The following is a 16,994-nucleotide window of genomic DNA, read 5'->3' as shown; positions in this document are numbered from 1 at the left end:
TATGGAAGCCAAGTGGCGCCCCTACTGGGACGAAACGAAGGTTTTCCAGCCCACCGGTGACGCCCCTAAGGGCCGCAAGTATGTGCTGGATATGTTCCCGTACCCCTCCGGTGACCTTCACATGGGTCACGCGGAGGCATTCGCTATTGGTGACATGAACGCCCGCTACTTCAAGCAGTGCGGCTACGATGTTCTGCACCCGATTGGTTGGGACTCCTTCGGCCTACCCGCTGAGAACGCAGCCATTAAGAACGACACTCACCCCAAGGAGTGGACGTACAAGAACATTGAGACTCAGGCTGAGTCCTTTAAGCGTTACGCTATTGCCGCTGACTGGAGCCGCCGCCTGCACACCTCGGACCCCGAGTACTACAAGTGGACTCAGTGGCTGTTCGAGCAGTTCTACAAGAAGGGCCTGGCGTACCGCAAGGACTCCATGGTCAACTGGTGCCCCAAGGACCAGACCGTGCTCGCTAACGAGCAGGTTGTGAACGGTGCGTGTGAGCGTTGCGGTACTACCGTGACGAAGAAGTCGCTGAACCAGTGGTACTTCAAGATTACTGATTACGCACAGCAGTTGCTGGACGATATGGAGCAGCTGGAGGGCAAGTGGCCTGACCGCGTGTTGCTCATGCAGAGCAACTGGATTGGCCGCTCCGAGGGCGCTGAGGTGCGCTTCGAGATTGAGGCGACCGAGGACCAGCCCGCTGAATCCTTCACCGTGTTCACTACCCGCCCGGACACCCTGTATGGCGCAACCTTCATCGTAGTTGCTGCGGATGCGGCGTTCGCCGAGCAGGTTGTGGCACCCGAGCAGAAGGCTGCCCTGGAGCAGTACCGCGAAGACATTAAGGCACTGAGCGATATTGATCGCCAGTCCTCTGACCGCGAGAAGACCGGCGTGTTCACCGGCCGCTACGCGATTAACCCTCTGACCGGCGCAAAGCTGCCCGTCTGGGCTTCTGACTACGTGCTCGCTGACTACGGTACCGGCGCGATTATGGCTGTGCCCGCGCACGACCAGCGCGACCTTGAGTTCGCCCTGAAGTTCGACCTGCCCATCGTGAAGGTTCTGGACGTTAAGGGTGCTGAGGACCCGGCTACCAGCGGTATTGCCGCAGCTGGTGACGGCGTGCTCATCAACTCTGGTGAGCTGACCGGCCTGCCGAAGGGTGAGGCGATCGCTAAGGCTATTGAGCTGGTTGAGACTGCCGGCACCGGCGAGGGTAAGGTCATTTACCGTCTGCGTGACTGGCTGCTATCCCGCCAGCGTTTCTGGGGTACCCCCATCCCCGTAATCCACTGTGAGGATTGTGGCGAGGTTCTGGTTCCTGAGGATCAGCTGCCGGTGCTGCTGCCCGATAACCTGCGCGGTGAGCAGCTGGCTCCTAAGGGCCAGTCCCCTCTTGCTGCTGCCGATGACTGGGCGATTGTGCCTTGCCCCGAGTGTGGCAAGAAAGCTCGCCGTGACTCAGACACCATGGACACCTTCGTGGATTCCTCCTGGTACTTCCTACGTTACGTTTCCCCGAACTTTGATGAGGGCCCCTTCGACCCGCAGGCTATGAGCGAGTGGGGTGCCGTCGACATGTACGTTGGCGGTGTAGAGCACGCTATTCTGCACCTGCTGTACGCACGCTTCTTCACCAAGGTTGTTCGCGACCTGGGGCTGATCAAGCACGATGAGCCGTTTAAGGCGCTCATGAACCAGGGTCAGGTGCTTAACGGCGGTAAGGCTATGTCCAAGTCGCTGGGTAACGGCGTTAACCTGGGTGAGCAGCTCGACAAGTTCGGTGTGGACGCTATCCGCACCACCATGATTTTCGCGTCCCCGCCCGAGGATGACGTTGACTGGGCGGATGTTTCCCCGGCTGGTTCGCAGAAGTTCCTGGCCCGCGCATGGCGTGTGGCTCAGGACGTCACCAGCGAACCCGGTGTTGACGCAACCACCGGTGACCTGGAGCTGCAGAAGCTGATTGCTCGCACCGTGCACGAGGTTCAGGGCCTGCTGGAGAACGGTAAGTTCAACGTGGTTGTTGCAAAGACCATGGAGCTTGTGAACGCAACCCGTAAGGCTATTGACTCCGGGGCCGGTGCGGCTGACCCGGCGGTCCGTAAGGCTGCTGAAACCATCGCTATTCTGCTGTCTCTGTACGCACCCTACACCTCTGAAGACATGTGGCACGTGCTCGGCTACGACACCCCGGTTCTGACCGCGGGCTTCCCCGAGGTTGACCCGGCTCTGCTGGTGGATGACACCGTCACCGCTATTGTGCAGATTAAGGGCAAGGTCAAGGCTCGCCTGGAGGTTGCGAAGGATATTTCTGAGCAGGAGCTTCAGGAGCGGGCTCTGGCGGATGCTACTGTTCAGCGTTCGATTGGTGACGCCGAGATCCGCAAGGTGATTGTGCGTGCGCCTAAGCTTGTGAACATCGTAATCTAAGCTTCTTAGATAAAGCACAAGCCCCGCTGTGGCTTCAGTTCGTTCTATGGAATGAACCCGGAGGCGTGGCGGGGCTTGCGCCGTTAACGCGGCCTTTAGTGCGTTGCACTTGGACGTTCTGCTCTACCGGGGCTATGGTGGTAGAAGTCCGCAATGAGACGCCAGACACAATAGTTGTGTCGTGAATATAACCAGCAGGGAAGAGAGACCAATGAGCCAGAAGGATACTCAGCAGGAACATGCTGAGCGGGCAAATCCTGTACACGAGCAGGATAACGCCCCCCGCATTGCCGTGGTAACCGATAGCGCCGCCTCCCTCGACCCGAAGCTCGTGCAGCGCCTGAGCGCTCGCGGTAATTTTGTGCTGGTTCCGATGCCGGTGACTATTCGCACGCCCGGTGAGCCGGATCGTCAACTGCAGGATTTGACTGCCGCCGAGGTGGACGAGGCGATTATGCTTGCGCACGTGATGGGTCAGACGGTGAGCACCTCCGGGCCCGCGCCGGGCATGTTTGCTGATGTGTATGATGATTTGGCGTCGCGAGGTTTTACGCATGTGGTGTCTGTGCATCTGTCCAGTGAACTCTCGGGTACGGTGGAGGCGGCACGCACCGGTGCCCGCCTGAGCCGCCTGGGTTCCGAGGGTGTTAGCGTGGTGGATACCCGCACGGTCGCAGGCGCCTACGGTCATGCGGTGGTGCGCGCCCTAGAGGTGCTGAACTCTGCATCTGCCGGCTCGAGTGTTGAGTGTCCGAGCCCTGGCTATTCGACCCCTAACTATCCGAACCCCGACTATCCGACTGCGGCGCAGCTGGTGGACTACATTCAGTCCATCTGCGAGCAGTCCACGCTCTACTTCTATATCCCGACCCTGGATGCTCTGCGCCGCGGCGGCCGTGTCTCCCCGGCATTGGCGATGGTGGGTCAGATGCTCCAAATCAAACCCATTGGCACGATTACCGAGGGCAAGCTGACGTATGTGGAGCGCCCTCGTACTGCGGCGCGCGCCCTGGAGCGTCTGGTGGAGGTTACCGTGCAGACCTGCCGTGATCAACGGCATGCGGCGGCGCTCACCTCTGCGGCTGCACCTGAGATGAATCCTTCTCCCGCCTGTTTTTCTCTCAAAGCAACCCCGCGCGGTGAGGTGGTTGCGGTGCATCATGTGGGTAATGCGGCGCAGGCGGTACAGCTGTACGAGCAGGTTCAGCAGATGCTGGGGGAGAGCTCCCTCGTTCATGATACTGCTGACTCTTCGGCGCCGGAGTTTTTGGTGAGCGCACTACCGCCGGTGCTGTCGGCTCATTCCGGTTTGGGTGCTGTGGCGCTGGTCGTTTATTAGGATTGTGTGCTAGCCGCCTTTCGGTGTGTCCATGCTGGCCCCGTGTTGTGTGTCTACGGGTGTGCTCGTGCGGTGTTCTTGTGCGGTGTTTTCGTATGATGCGCCGAGGGTGACACGAAATGCGACACGAAATATGCTCAATTTGTACATCGGGAGCGTATTTAGCCCTTTTTAAGGCTGTGGTGTGTCTTACTTTGGGGTCGTCTGTTTTTGGGTGATAATTTGCACCGTGTGCGAGCGTATCGGGTGTCATTGGAACCCATTCGCAGGTGAAAGGGTATTTTTTACCCTCAGATTTTGCCTTGATATGGTGCGGTTTTTAGCAAATGTGTGTTTCGCGTGTGTTTATGTTGCCGTAACCGTATCGCAACATTTTCTAAGGGTGAACACAACGCAAAACAACAGAAAACAACGGGTTTTTACCGGTTTTCATGGTGTAACTCACAAAAATTTATTGATAGAACACACCAAAACACACACAAACTAGGGTAGGATTGTTACCAACAACGGCGGAACGAACCGGGCAACATAGAGCACGGACGAATCCGACTAAACCAGAGTCTACAAGGCATCGGATTTGTACACCGCCACCAACGCACTGACAAGGAGATACTCCAGTGACCGTACGCGTAGCAATCAACGGCTTCGGCCGCATCGGCCGAACTTTCTTCCGCGCAGCTCAGACCGAGGGCGTCGGCTTCGAGATCGTCGCAATCAACGACCTCACCGATGTTAAGACCCTGGCACACCTGCTCAAGTACGACTCCATCATGGGTCGCTTCAACGCAGAGGTTGAGGTCAAGGAAGGCGCACTGGTTGTTGACGGCAAGGAAATCAAGATCCTCGCTGAGCGTGACCCCCAGAACCTCCCCTGGAAGGACCTGGGTGTTGACGTAGTCCTCGAGTCCACCGGTTTCTTCACCGACGGCACCAAGGCAAAGGCACACATCGAGGCTGGCGCTAAGAAGGTTATCCTCTCCGCTCCCGGTAAGAACATCGACGGCACCTTCGTCATGGGCGTGAACGACGACCAGTACGATGCAGCTAACCACCACATCGTCTCCAACGCATCCTGCACCACCAACTGCCTCGCTCCGATGGCTAAGGTTCTGAATGATGCATTCGGCATCAAGCAGGGTCTGATGACCACCATCCACGCATACACCGCTGACCAGCGTTTGCAGGACGCTCCCCACAGCGACCTGCGCCGTGCACGCGCAGCAGCCGTGAACATGGTCCCCACCTCCACCGGTGCAGCAGCAGCTGTTGGTCTGGTTCTGCCCGAGCTGAAGGGTAAGCTGGACGGCTTCGCAGTCCGCGTTCCCACCATCACCGGCTCCATCACCGACCTGACCTTCACCGCTTCCCGTGAGGTCACCGTTGAGGAAGTCAACGCAGCAATCAAGGCAGCAGCTGAGGGCCCCATGAAGGGCATCATCAAGTACAACGAGGACCCCATCGTCTCCAAGGACATCGAGGGTGAGTCCATCTCCACCGTCTTCGACGCACCGCTGACCAAGGTCATCGGCGACCAGGTGAAGGTTATCGCTTGGTACGACAACGAGTACGGCTACGTTTCGCGCCTCGTGATGTTCACCAACAAGGTTGTGGCATCCCTCTAAGCCCCAATAGGCTTACGACGCTCACCGAGTGTAAGCGTCACCCCGCGTGACTAACGCATAGTGAACCCCGGCACCACCGCATAAAGCGGGGGAGTCGGGGTTTGCTGTACCAAGGCTCTTTGACAAGGGTCTTGAATACAAACCCTCAATAACGTATAAACATGCTATTTTCTGTCACCCTTTTTGAGTCAAAAATACCGTAAGAAAATAGGTTTTAGAGAGTGTCAATATCCGCGATATTCTGCGGAAAACACCATATAAAAGCTATTTTTTAGGCTGTTAAACACCCTAGTATTCGGTATGATGGAAACGGTATATAAACCCACCTATCCAGGAGGAATTCCTATGGCTAAGGCACTGTCCGAACTGCTCGAAGAAGGCGTCGCAGGCCGCCACGTTCTGGTCCGTTCCGACCTGAACGTACCCCTGAAGGACGGCGTTGTCACCGATGATGGCCGTGTCCGCGCATCCCTGCCCGTCATTGAGAAGCTTGCCAAGGCTGGCGCACGCGTTATCGTGACCGCACACCTGGGCCGTCCCAAGGGCAAGGTCGACCCCCAGTACTCCATCGCACCGGCAGCTGCACGTCTGGCTGAGCTGGCATCCGTGCCCGTGAAGGTTGCAACCGACCTGGTAGGCGAGGACGCAAAGGCTAAGGCAGCAGCCCTGGCTGACGGCGAAGTTCTGGTCGTTGAGAACGTCCGCTACGACGCACGCGAAACCTCCAAGGATGACGCAGAGCGCGGCGAATTCGCTGACGAACTGGTCGCGCTGACCGGCGAGAACGGCGCATACGTGAACGACGCATTCGGCGCAGTTCACCGCAAGCACGCTTCCGTTTACGACGTTGCTAAGCGTCTGCCCGCATACCTGGGTGACCTGGTGAAGAAGGAAGTTGACGTTCTGGCTAAGACCCTGAACGACCCCGAGCGTCCCTTCGTTGTGGTCATGGGTGGCGCTAAGGTTTCTGATAAGCTCGCCGTGATTGACAACCTGATCGGAAAGGCTGACACCATCCTCATTGGTGGCGGCATGGGCTACACCTTCGCATACGCAAAGGGCTACGAGGTCGGCCAGTCGTTGCTGGAGAAGGACCAGGTCGAGAACGTTCTGCGTTACCTGAAGGAAGCTCCCGAGAAGGGCACCGAGATTATTACCGCAGTGGACGTTGTTTGGGCTGACGCATTCTCCGCTGACGCTAACACCGAGGTCCGCCCCGTTGAGGACCTGACCGGCGGCAAGCTCGGTGCAGAGGCTGAGGGTCTGGACATTGGTCCCAAGACCGCTGAGATTTTCGCTGAGAAGATTAAGGGGGCAAAGACCATCTTCTGGAACGGCCCCGTTGGCGTGTTCGAGATTGCTCCCTTCGCTGAGGGTACCCGCGCTGTAGCAAAGGCAATCGTCGAGTCTGACGCATTCTCCATCATTGGTGGTGGCGACTCCGCATCTGCAGTCCGTAACCTGGGCTTCAAGGATGAGCAGTTCGGCCACATCTCCACCGGTGGTGGTGCTTCCCTCGAGTACATTGAGGGTAAGACCCTGCCCGGCCTGGAGGCACTGGGCGCCTAATCTGGATGCACAGATTTAGTACACGGTTTTAGTGTAAGGAACCCCCGCCGGGCGGTACTTCGGTACCGTTCCCGCGGGGGTTTCTGGATGCTCGCCCCCGCAGAGCCCAAGCGTATGGGCCTCTACTCGCTCATCTGTCTCCCCACCGGTGGATTCACTGCTACTTCATCACAAACGCTCCCTACCGCTGGATGCAATACGCCTATTGGGAATCTTCCTCGGTAGCAACGGCTACTCTCATCATTTCGTTTGTTGTTTTGCTGTGCGTCTGCTTCACCTACTGTGCTATTGCGGCGCTCATCGTTGAGAAGATTGCTATCCGAAAACTGCCCTGGAGCCGTTCCTTCGCCATAAGACTTCTTGTGATTGTTCTGACGATTGCCTTCTTCTGCATTGAGGCGTATCTCTTCCGCGGCGGCCTCCGAGGCGGCTACTAACACACCGTAGACAAACACCACCGGCAGAATACCGGCAGGGTATAGTCCTCTAAGCTCCACCCTGCCGGTACTTCGTATCCGGGTTCAACACAATCAGTGAACGTAGGGTGAGGATGCTCATCAGAGAGCATAAAAAGCGCCAAAAACCGTGAAAATATGCCCTCAAACCTCTAAAATAGAAAAGGAAAATTCCGAACAACAACCCCGTACGGTATACCGCGCGGGAGAGCTAAGGAGCGAACTATGTCGCGTAAGCCCCTCATCGCAGGCAACTGGAAGATGAACCTCAACCACGCAGAGGCAGTCACCCTCGTCCAGAAGCTCGCATGGACCCTCGACGACGCAAACTTCAACTTCTCCGCAACCGAAGTAGCCGTCTTCCCGCCCTTCACCGACATCCGCTCCGTGCAGACCCTCGTCGAAGGCGACAAGCTGGACATCCTCTACGGCGGTCAGGACCTCTCCGTCCACGACTCCGGCGCATACACCGGCGAAATCTCCGGCGCATTCCTCTCCAAGCTCGGCGCAACCTTCGTACTCGTCGGCCACTCCGAGCGCCGCACCTACCACCACGAAAGCGACGAGCTCTGCGCAGCAAAGGTCCAGGCAGCATACAAGCACGGCCTGACCCCCGTTCTCTGCGTCGGTGAGCCCCTCGAAATCCGCGAAGCAGGAACCCACGTCGAGTACACCCTCGAGCAGCTACGCGGCTCCATCGCAGGTCTGACCGCAGAGCAGGCAGAAACCCTCGTCATCGCATACGAGCCCGTCTGGGCAATCGGCACCGGCAAAGTTGCAACCGCAGACGACGCACAGGAAATGTCCGCAGCAATCCGCGCAGAAATCGCCAAGCTCTACTCCGCAGACGTTGCAGAGAAGGTACGCGTTCTCTACGGCGGCTCCGTCAAGTCCTCCTCCGCACCCTCCATCATGGGCAAGGAAGACGTGGACGGCGTACTCGTCGGCGGCGCATCCCTGCAGGCTGACGAATTCGCAGCAATCGCACGCTTCGACGCATAAAACTTCGACGCAGCATAGCGTCTCATAGCGTTACAGCGCCCGGCGGGTACCCACCCGACCGGGCGCTGAACCATTTACCCGCCACCGAGTTAGCGGCGGGGGGGGGGCAAAGGGCGGGCGTAGGAGGCTGGTGTATGACTCAGGCGTAAGAGCCGGGCGCGTTCGCCCCTAACCACAAAACCCACCCAGAATACGCCAACCCTGCGGTTTGCCCCGTACACTTAACGGCATGTTCAGCTTTGGTTTTTCCCTGGTCGTCGCAGCCCTCGTCGGCATGATCCTCTACAGCTATCTGCGCAACCGCAAAGTGAGCGCCCCGCGCCTACCCGGCAATGTCGGCGGCAACATCGGCTACGCAGGCGGTGCAGAGTACCAGGACCCCTCGCCCGAATACCAGTACTTCGAGAGCCGTCGCGACCAATTCCTTGACCAGCTCTACAGTCGCACCTCCTCACCGGAAATCCCCGTGACCCTCACCCTGCGCGACTGGGTAGACCAGGGCTTCTACGCTGAAGGAGGCGCCTACTGGGCAGCCGCACAGCAGTTCACCTACTACCTCATCGACAGCGGATACGTGCGCGCCTACGACACTGAAGGCGACGAACTCACTGCCCAGCGTGTGCTCACCGACCGCCCCGCAGCCCTGCAGCTGACCCCCAGCGAATACCAGCGCCGTAGCAACCGCGACGCGTAAAAAGCCGCTTAACGTGACCGAATGGCGGCCGTAGCGTATAGTTAAACCCGTCTGTCTGCGCCCGCGCAGTCCAGGCACCCCACCAGAAGACAACGAAGGAAGGTACCCATGGTCGTCATCATGAACGTACTCATGGTCATCATCGCCATCACCAGCGTGATCGCGGTGATGCTTGTGCTGCTCAACCGCGGTCAGGGCGGCGGCCTCTCCGACATGTTCGGCGGCGGTATGACCAACTCCCTGAACTCCTCCGGTATGGCGTCCAAGAACCTGATCCGCCTGACCGTCACCGTGATCGTCATCTGGGTTATCGCAGTGGTCCTGTACGGCCTGGCAATGCGCTTCAACGGCCAGATCGTCGTCTAGTCGCCCTCGTCAGAGCCCACGCCCACCCCATCGAGGGTGAGCCAATAGAGCTTTTCCCCGGCACTTCTCAACCGAGAATGCCGGGGATTTTTTATGCACCAAACGGCAATCATGAAAGCGGTAGCGGGGCGCGAGTCTTTACGGCATCATAGGACGTATACACCACATACGAAAGGCAAAGAAGCCATGAGCGCCTACACCCTCGATTACACGTACACCGCCCCGTCAGCCCTCATCGACGGCGCCGACTCCCGCGCGCTCAGCCTCGCCACCAGCGGCGGCAGTACCCCCGAAGGTGCCGCCTCTCACCCGTACTTCTTCTCCGGGTTCCTCGAACGAGCAGACGTCTACGCCACCGCACTACTGGTCGTCGCCAGGGTCGCCCGCACCCGCTTCTACGTGCCGCCCAGCTCCCTCGCCGGAGCCCTACGCGCCGCAGACCCGGTCGTCACCAGCACCGCCGAAGGCCTGCGCTTCGAATCCTTCAGCGTCTGCTGCGGAGTGTACGCGCGCCTCGACGTTGACTCCAGCGCACTCGACGCCAGCCACAGCGCCGTAGGCGTCACCAACGTAGACGTCAACCCGCCCCTGCGCGCCGTGCTCGCGCTACTGGGCAAGTCCTAGCCCGAAAAACCGACCTGCCGGTGAGGCTACTTGCCCCTTAGCTAAAGCCTCACCGGCGGGTAAAAACCCCAGAGCATGCTTCGGTGACGAAAAGGCTTGACCACCGTCGCGGGGCGGGAGTACTCTATAGGTAATGGCGGATCATGAAGAGTCCTACTTTCTGAAATATCTTTTCTTATATTTATCGGATTCTTCGCTTCCCGCCATTTTTCTTTTAACCCCGTTCCCACGCGGCCAACAGGTGAGCAGCCAACAGATCAGCAAGCGACCGATACACAAACACCGGATAAGCGCCGCCCAAACTCCGCGATACGTAACGGTCCGTTGCACCCCGCGAAGATGTACACCGCAGGTCCCGATGACCAAACCCAGCGACAACTCGTGCCCACGCCGCTACGATAAGAACATAGATACACCACCGACGGTGACAGTCAGGTGAGACCAACGGAAAGGACGACCCGTGACCAATCCCTATGACGCATCCCCCTACCTGCAAGAATCACCCTACCTTAACGAATCTGCATACCTTCACGGCGAAGCACCCGAGGGCCTCAGCCCCCTCGTGCGCCTCATCCTGATGCGCCGCTACGGCGTGTACGTCTTCACCGACCTGTATGGCCCCTACTACCGCTCGAACTACTCGAGCATTAACGAGCTACACCACTCCGGCGCATTCGACACCGACCTGGGGCGAGTATCCCTCCTGAGCAATTGCGGTCTGACCCTCAGCAACGAGTCCCTCGCCCAGGCGCTAAACGCCAGCGCCAACGAATTTGCCCTGTTCGCGACCATCTGGTCCTACGAATACGGGTACCGCCCCGGCCGCGTATTCCGCCGCGACTTTGATCTGCGCGCCCTGACGCTCACCGACGAGCAGCGCTACACCGAGCAGATCATGCACTACCTCTCCAACCCGTACTACAACCCGGACGGCACCGAGCGCATCCTTGGTGGTCTGCCCGAGAACTACGTGCCTTACGAGTGGCAGCAGCCGATGAGTCGCTCCAACTTCACCAGTATGGAACGCAACCGCCGACCCCTGCAGATGGTCAGCGGCGTGCAAAATGCCCTGATCATGGCGGATGCCCTTTACCAGCAGCTGCTCGGTCAGCAGCAGGCGTACAACCAGACCGACCAGCGCGACCTTGTGGCGTTGCGCCGTTTCCTCGCCCAGCATGACGCGCTGCCGGCTACCCGACCGGAGAACACCAGCCGCGAAAACCGCGTGTTCATCGCCGCCTGCCTGCATCCCGAAGATGCCGAGCATTTGCGCACCATGAAGGAGGCGCTCGCCCTCGCCGCCGCATACTCGCGTCTGCGTTTCAACGGCACGGTGGGGGATTTGAGCCTGAGCGCCGCGCCGCGCCTGAAGCTGCGCCGTAGCGAACGCACCCGCATCGCCCACTTGCTCAACCGCATTATTGATGACGACCCGGTCGGCGCTCGCTACGACAGCGCACCCAACGCCGAAATGTACAAGCGCCTCGTCAAGGCGGTTCACCCCGGCGACTACCCGTCGCTGGCCGCGCTGAGCCACTGGGCTGACGACCTGTACCGCGGTGAGGTGCACAGCTTCGAGTCGCTGGTAGACCGCGCCTACGCAACTCGGGATGCGCAGAACGTGGCACGTCTGCTCTCCACCCGCCCCGGTGTGTTTGCACGCCAGCTGGTGCGCGCCCTGGACACTTTTGAAACACCCCGCTACGGCATTGATACCGCGCCGAGCCCCGGCCAGCAGGTCATCTTTGACGCGTTTGCCGCCGTGGCGCCGCGCGTATCTGCGCCTATCCTGGTGCAGATCCGCAACCTGGTGACCCTGCAACGTAACGCGCTCGCAAACCCGCCGAAGGAGCGCCCCGTCAACCCGGTGGCGGGGCAGGAGGACCGGGAGCTTGCTGACTACTCGCGCCGCAACTCAGAGGGCATCGCGATGGTTCAGAACCTCATGCAGAATGCGGGTATCCCGAACCCATTGGGCTCGTTCTTTGGCGCTCATTCCGGCCCGGAGAACCCGTTGCCGTCCATTCCGGTCGGCTCCGAACCTGCCGCAAGCCAGCGCGGAGAGCGCCGTGAGGCTTCTGACCAGAAGGCTAAGCCTGCCGCCCCGCAGCGCATGAACCTGTCCAAGACCGGTATCGCTACCATGATTCCGGCGCGCGAGTACAGCCCGGTGGTGCTGGACTTGCTGGAGCGCCTGGTCGAAATTGGCCTGTCCGGTCGCCTTGCCGAGACCAGCATCTACCTGCCTGACGAGGTGGGCGATACGATCATGCCGCTGAACACCCGCAGCGCTCGCCCCTCCCTGGACGGTATGGGCCGCTACAACACCTCGACGGTGCACCTGCCGTCCACCGGCGTGATTCGCCTCTTCTGCTTCTGGAATGAGGGTGTGGACATTGATCTATCGCTGATGATGTTTGATGCTGAAGGCAACTACATGGACAAGATCAGCTACTGGTCGCAGACCGTGAAGAACAGCCAGGACGCCATTTACGCGCACCACTCTGGTGACATTACAGACGGTACTGGTGGTGCATGGGAGTACATCGATATTGAGGCTCGTAAGGCGCTCAAGGCGGAGGTGCGCTACCTCGTGCCGGTGGTGCAGCTATACTCAGGCTTCGGGGAGGTACGCACCCTAGACGCGGTGAACGACCTGCAGGCAGGCTTCATGGTGGTTCCCGCCGTGGGTGTGGGTGAGGTGCACGAGGTGAGTCAGGTGCACACCAAGTTCACTCTGCGCGCTGAGAGCCGCGGCGTGCTGCCGTTCATTGTAGATCTGCAGAACTGCGACCCGTACGATATCCCGGGGGAGACCGACGCTATCGTGAAGGTGACGGATATCGGTCTGGCCCATGGCATTAACGTGCTGCAGTCAGGCGCAAATATCACCGCCGTGCGTGAGCACTTTGACTGGGCGCAGCCCATGACGGTGCGCGAGTATCTGCAACTTACCGGCGCGAAGCTCGCACCGACCGCTGAGGAGGCGCAGAAGGTGCTGGAGGCGACGGTTCCGTCACTGGCGGCACTGTACGTGAGCTTCGAAAACGAAGCGGAGCAGCCCCATGAACAGCAGCCGCAGAATCCTGCCGCTACTGAAAAGTAGGCGGGCGTAGCGAAAAGTGGAGCCCCGGATAGGTGTCTATCCGGGGCTCCACTTTTCTATGTTTGGTGCAGTTCAGAACCGAACCAGAACTGATTCAGAACCAGAACCTTACGGGCGGTTCTCAGGAGCCAACGACTCCTCGGTCGCAAAAATCAGGGTCTGCTTCTTACCGCGCGCACCCATCGCCGGGGTTTCCAGCAGCAGCTGCGCGTTCAGATCCTCAGCGTCCAGCTTCGCGCCAGCCAGAAGGCGGCTGGTCGCATCCTGCTTATCCTCACCGGTGATGAGGAAGAACACGTGACGCGAATTATTGATAATCGGCAGGGTCACCGACACACGCTCAGCCGGCGGCTTCGGCGAATCAGAAACCATCACGGTCACAGCCTTACCGCCCTCAACCGGATCCTCCGGCAGACCGGTACCCAGCAGAACCTGCTTACGGCCCGGGAACAGGGAAGCAATATGACCATCCGGGCCCATGCCCAGCAGGGTGATGTCAAAGACCGGTGCGGGCCACTGGCCACCACCGCAGCCTCCGCCGCCGCATCCGCAACCACCTGCGGGCTCAGAAGCCTCAGCGGCAGCGTCGAAGTCTTCCAAGGTGGTCTCTTCGATGGACTGCTCGGGTGCGGAAGAACCACAACCGCCGCCACCACAACCACAGCTGCCAGAGCCGCCGTGCTCGTGACCTGCACCGCCACCGTGACCGCCAGCCAGCGGTAGTTCGGTTGCGCCCTCAGGCATCTGCACGCTCATAGCCGGTGCGGAACCGGCGTAGTCGCGCATCTCAAAGGCGTAGTGCTCGGCGGCAGCCTCAAGGCCGGTGAAAATATCGGACGGACCCATGCGGTGCACATTGTCTACGACCAGGCCGTGCGAAAGCAGGGGAGCGAGCAGCACCTCAATAGCCTGACCGTCATTACGTTCGGGGCTGCGCTCGGGCACGTAACGCTCATCGGAGAACCAGAAGTGCACGCGGGACCAGTCGATATTCTTCACACGCTCGTTCTCAGCCCACGCCTTCAAGGTAGCGATACCCATCGTGCCGCCGGTCAGCGAAATGTGGGCGATGGTGCGCTCAGAGAGCACGTGCTCAATGATGTCGAGGATCCGGGTCACCGCGTCTGCTGCGAGAGCCTCGCGGGTCGGGTGCGTCACCAGGGTAGGGGTGGATGCGCCCATGTTCTGAATCTTAGGCATCGAAAACCTCCGGGTATTCTTCGAGATCCAGCATGTCTTCAGGCTGGCAGGTATCGTCCACGAGGGTTACGGTGCGCAGCGCCTGCTTCAGCACGTCACTGTAGGTGTCGTCCGGGTCGAGGCGGCGCAGCTCCTCAGAGATGCACTCGGCGAGGGTACGCACCGGCAACGCAATCTGCTGATCGGGTGCGTACGGGGTGGAAATAGTCGCCACGGAAATACCGGGGCGGAACATTGTCACGGAACCGTCTTCACGCTCAATGCTGACGCGGTACAGGCCGCGGTTTGCCGCACCGATGGTCGCGAGGTGTACGGGCGCTTCAAGCTTCCAACCGAGCCAAGTACCGAGCAGAACCACGGAGGGGGACTTGTCCGAACCCCACACAACCACGCGGTGTACGGGGGAGGAAGGCATCTGCTCCAGGAGCGCAGCCAGCTGGGTACGCCACAGGGTGAGGCGGGTCCACGCCAGGTCGGTATCCCCGGCGCGGTACACCTCGGCGAGGTGCTTGAGAGCTTCCTTCGGATCCTCAGCGCGCGCAGAGTCGGTGATACGACGCTGAGCGATACGACCGATGGAGTGCTGTGCTGGGTTCTCCGGAACTGAGTGCGGCCACCAGACCACAATCGGGGAGTCAGGCAGTAGCAGACCGGAAATCAGTGCTTCAGTCGGGCGGGATGCGCTACCCCAACCGCGCAGAACAATCATCTCGGATGCGCCAGTGTCGCCGCCAAGGTGGATTTCTGCATCCAACTGGTCGGGGTCGAGCGGGTCGTGGGAGATGTGTACGATAATGCGGCTCGGGTGTTCGTGGGAGGCACGAATTGCGGCGCGCATTGCTTCGCGGGAATGGCCCTTTTCCGCGAGGACAACGAGGGTGAGTACTCGTCCGCTGCTGAGGCTACCGTTGTTGGCGCGCAACTGGCTCAGTTCCTTGTTGATGGCAGAAACGGTGGTGTTGTGCAGGTGCGAGATCACGGGCGCCTCCAAGCGCGGTTGTCGCGTTCGAGCATTTCGTGCGCTGAACGCGGACCCCACGAACCGGACTCGTAGGGTTCAGGCTTAATGCGGTTTTCTTCCCAATACTCTTCGAAGGGGTCGAGAATCTTCCAGGAGAGTTCAACTTCTTCGTGGCGGGGGAACAGCGGTGGTTCGCCGAGTAGAACGTCCAGGATGAGGCGTTCGTAGGCTTCGGGGGACTCTTCGGTGAAGGAGTGGCCGTAGCCGAAGTCCATGTTGACGTCGCGGATTTCCATCTGGGTGCCAGGGACCTTCGCAGCGAAGCGGATGGTCATACCCTCATCGGGCTGCACACGAATAACGACGGCGTTCTGGCCTGCCTGCAGGTTTTCGCTTTCGCCGAAGAGACGGTCGGAGGACTTCTTGAAGACCACCGCGATTTCGGTGACGCGGCGGCCCAGGCGCTTACCGGCGCGCAGGTAGAAGGGGGTGCCTTCCCAACGGCGGTTTGCGATGGAGACCTTCAGCGCCGCAAAAGTTTCGGTGCGGGAGTCTGCAGGGATGTCATTTTCGTCGAAGAAGCCGTTGACGTGTTCTCCGCCCTGGTAGCCTGCAGCATACTGGCCGAGCGCGAAGGAGTTCGGCAGATCGTCAATGCGGAGTGCTTCGAGGACCTTAGCTTTTTCGGCGCGCAGGTGCTTGGCATCGAGGCTGAGGGGCTCTTCCATAGCGGTGAGGGCGAGCAGCTGCAACAGATGGTTCTGGATGACGTCGCGGGCTGCACCCACGCCGTCGTAGTAGCCTGCGCGGGAGCCGATGCCGATGTCTTCGGCCATGGTGATCTGGACGTGGTCAACGTAGTTAGAGTTCCAGAGCGGTTCAAACATCTGGTTGGAGAAACGCATTGCCAGGATGTTCTGCACGGTTTCCTTGCCGAGGTAGTGGTCGATGCGGAACACTGCGTCGGGCGGGAAGACTGCCTCCACGATGGAGTTCAGTTCGCGTGCGCTTTCAAGGTTGTGACCGAAGGGCTTTTCGATGACCACGCGGCGCCAACCGTCGACGGGGTTGATGGTGTCGTTATCGCCGGATGCGAGGTCGTGTTCAGCGAGCTTGGTGAGAACCTGCTCGAATGCCTTTGGGGGAATCGACAGGTAGAATGCGTGGTTGCCGTGGGCACCACGCTCATCGAGTTCTGCGAGGGTGCTCTTGAGCTGTTCATAGGCTGCGTCGTCGTCGAAGGCACCTTCAACGAAGCGCATGCCCTGCTGGAACTGGTTCCACACATCCTCACGGAAGGGGGTACGGGCGTTTGCCTCAACAGATTCACGCACGTAGGCGCGGAAGTCGTCATCGCTCCAGGGACGGCGGCCGAAGCCGACGAGGCCGAAGCTCGGGGGGAGCAAACCGCGGTTCATTAGATCGTATACTGCCGGAAGCAGCTTCTTGCGGGCCAGGTCACCGGTTACGCCAAAGAAAACGAGCGCGGACGGCCCCGCAATGCGGGTAATGCGGCGGTCGCGAGTATCCCTGAGGGGGTTCGCTTCATGACCGTTAGTCACAATATATTCCTTTGATTGCCTTGGTTGGTTCGTGCGGCGCGCGGTTCGTAC

The 16,994-nt window shown here is 59.8% G+C and carries 13 protein-coding genes; 10 read left to right on the top strand and 3 right to left on the bottom strand.

What is annotated here, in order from left to right; translation table 11 throughout:
• Window position 1 precedes the first annotated feature (1 nt).
• The 10 genes from leuS (at window position 2) to QFX07_RS04895 (ending at window position 13,220) form a co-directional block, all read left to right on the top strand.
• Entirely contained in the window at window positions 2-2,443 is a 2,442-nt protein-coding gene (gene leuS / locus QFX07_RS04940; protein ID WP_459741339.1) for a leucine--tRNA ligase, read from the top strand.
• Between the two features lie 211 nt (window positions 2,444-2,654).
• Window positions 2,655-3,782, top strand: coding sequence for a DegV family protein (locus QFX07_RS04935; protein WP_279740730.1), 1,128 nt, complete (start codon window positions 2,655-2,657; stop codon window positions 3,780-3,782).
• A gap of 617 nt (window positions 3,783-4,399) precedes the next feature.
• Complete coding sequence (gap, locus tag QFX07_RS04930) at window positions 4,400-5,404, top strand: type I glyceraldehyde-3-phosphate dehydrogenase (protein WP_279740731.1); 1,005 nt, start codon at window positions 4,400-4,402, stop codon at window positions 5,402-5,404.
• Between the two features lie 345 nt (window positions 5,405-5,749).
• Window positions 5,750-6,973 (top strand): phosphoglycerate kinase, encoded by a 1,224-nt coding sequence (locus tag QFX07_RS04925; protein WP_279755025.1) that lies wholly within the window; start codon window positions 5,750-5,752, stop codon window positions 6,971-6,973.
• 191 nt (window positions 6,974-7,164) lie between these two features.
• Complete coding sequence (locus tag QFX07_RS04920) at window positions 7,165-7,410, top strand: hypothetical protein (protein ID WP_279755024.1); 246 nt, start codon at window positions 7,165-7,167, stop codon at window positions 7,408-7,410.
• Between the two features lie 243 nt (window positions 7,411-7,653).
• Window positions 7,654-8,430 (top strand): triose-phosphate isomerase, encoded by a 777-nt coding sequence (gene tpiA, locus QFX07_RS04915; RefSeq protein WP_005509126.1) that lies wholly within the window; start codon window positions 7,654-7,656, stop codon window positions 8,428-8,430.
• 229 nt (window positions 8,431-8,659) lie between these two features.
• Window positions 8,660-9,124: a hypothetical protein gene (locus QFX07_RS04910; protein WP_279740737.1), complete on the top strand. Its 465-nt coding sequence runs from the start codon at window positions 8,660-8,662 to the stop codon at window positions 9,122-9,124.
• Between the two features lie 108 nt (window positions 9,125-9,232).
• Complete coding sequence (secG, locus tag QFX07_RS04905) at window positions 9,233-9,490, top strand: preprotein translocase subunit SecG (RefSeq protein ID WP_279740740.1); 258 nt, start codon at window positions 9,233-9,235, stop codon at window positions 9,488-9,490.
• A gap of 186 nt (window positions 9,491-9,676) precedes the next feature.
• Entirely contained in the window at window positions 9,677-10,114 is a 438-nt protein-coding gene (locus QFX07_RS04900; protein WP_279755023.1) for a hypothetical protein, read from the top strand.
• A gap of 460 nt (window positions 10,115-10,574) precedes the next feature.
• Window positions 10,575-13,220, top strand: coding sequence for a hypothetical protein (locus QFX07_RS04895; RefSeq protein WP_279755022.1), 2,646 nt, complete (start codon window positions 10,575-10,577; stop codon window positions 13,218-13,220).
• 108 nt (window positions 13,221-13,328) lie between these two features.
• Here QFX07_RS04895 and QFX07_RS04890 read toward each other — a convergent pair whose 3' ends face one another.
• Genes QFX07_RS04890 through zwf form a run of 3 tightly spaced genes read right to left on the bottom strand, consistent with a single transcriptional unit; the run spans window position 13,329 to window position 16,943 of the window.
• Window positions 13,329-14,420 carry a 6-phosphogluconolactonase gene (locus tag QFX07_RS04890; RefSeq protein ID WP_279754897.1) on the bottom strand — a complete coding sequence of 364 codons (1,092 nt, stop codon included), beginning with the start codon at window positions 14,418-14,420 and terminating at the stop codon, window positions 13,329-13,331.
• Entirely contained in the window at window positions 14,413-15,399 is a 987-nt protein-coding gene (locus tag QFX07_RS04885) for a glucose-6-phosphate dehydrogenase assembly protein OpcA (protein WP_279739799.1), read from the bottom strand. The genes QFX07_RS04890 and QFX07_RS04885 overlap by 8 nt, the downstream gene beginning before the upstream one ends.
• Window positions 15,396-16,943, bottom strand: a complete 1,548-nt coding sequence (zwf, locus tag QFX07_RS04880; RefSeq protein ID WP_279754898.1) for a glucose-6-phosphate dehydrogenase — start codon at window positions 16,941-16,943, stop codon at window positions 15,396-15,398. The genes QFX07_RS04885 and zwf overlap by 4 nt, the downstream gene beginning before the upstream one ends.
• Window positions 16,944-16,994 lie beyond the last annotated feature (51 nt).

Origin of the sequence: Rothia similimucilaginosa, assembly GCF_029850985.2 — a bacterium.
GTDB lineage: Bacteria > Actinomycetota > Actinomycetes > Actinomycetales > Micrococcaceae > Rothia.
The sequence above is the reverse complement of the archived record's forward strand: the minus strand, read 5'-3'. Positions and strand labels throughout refer to the sequence as shown.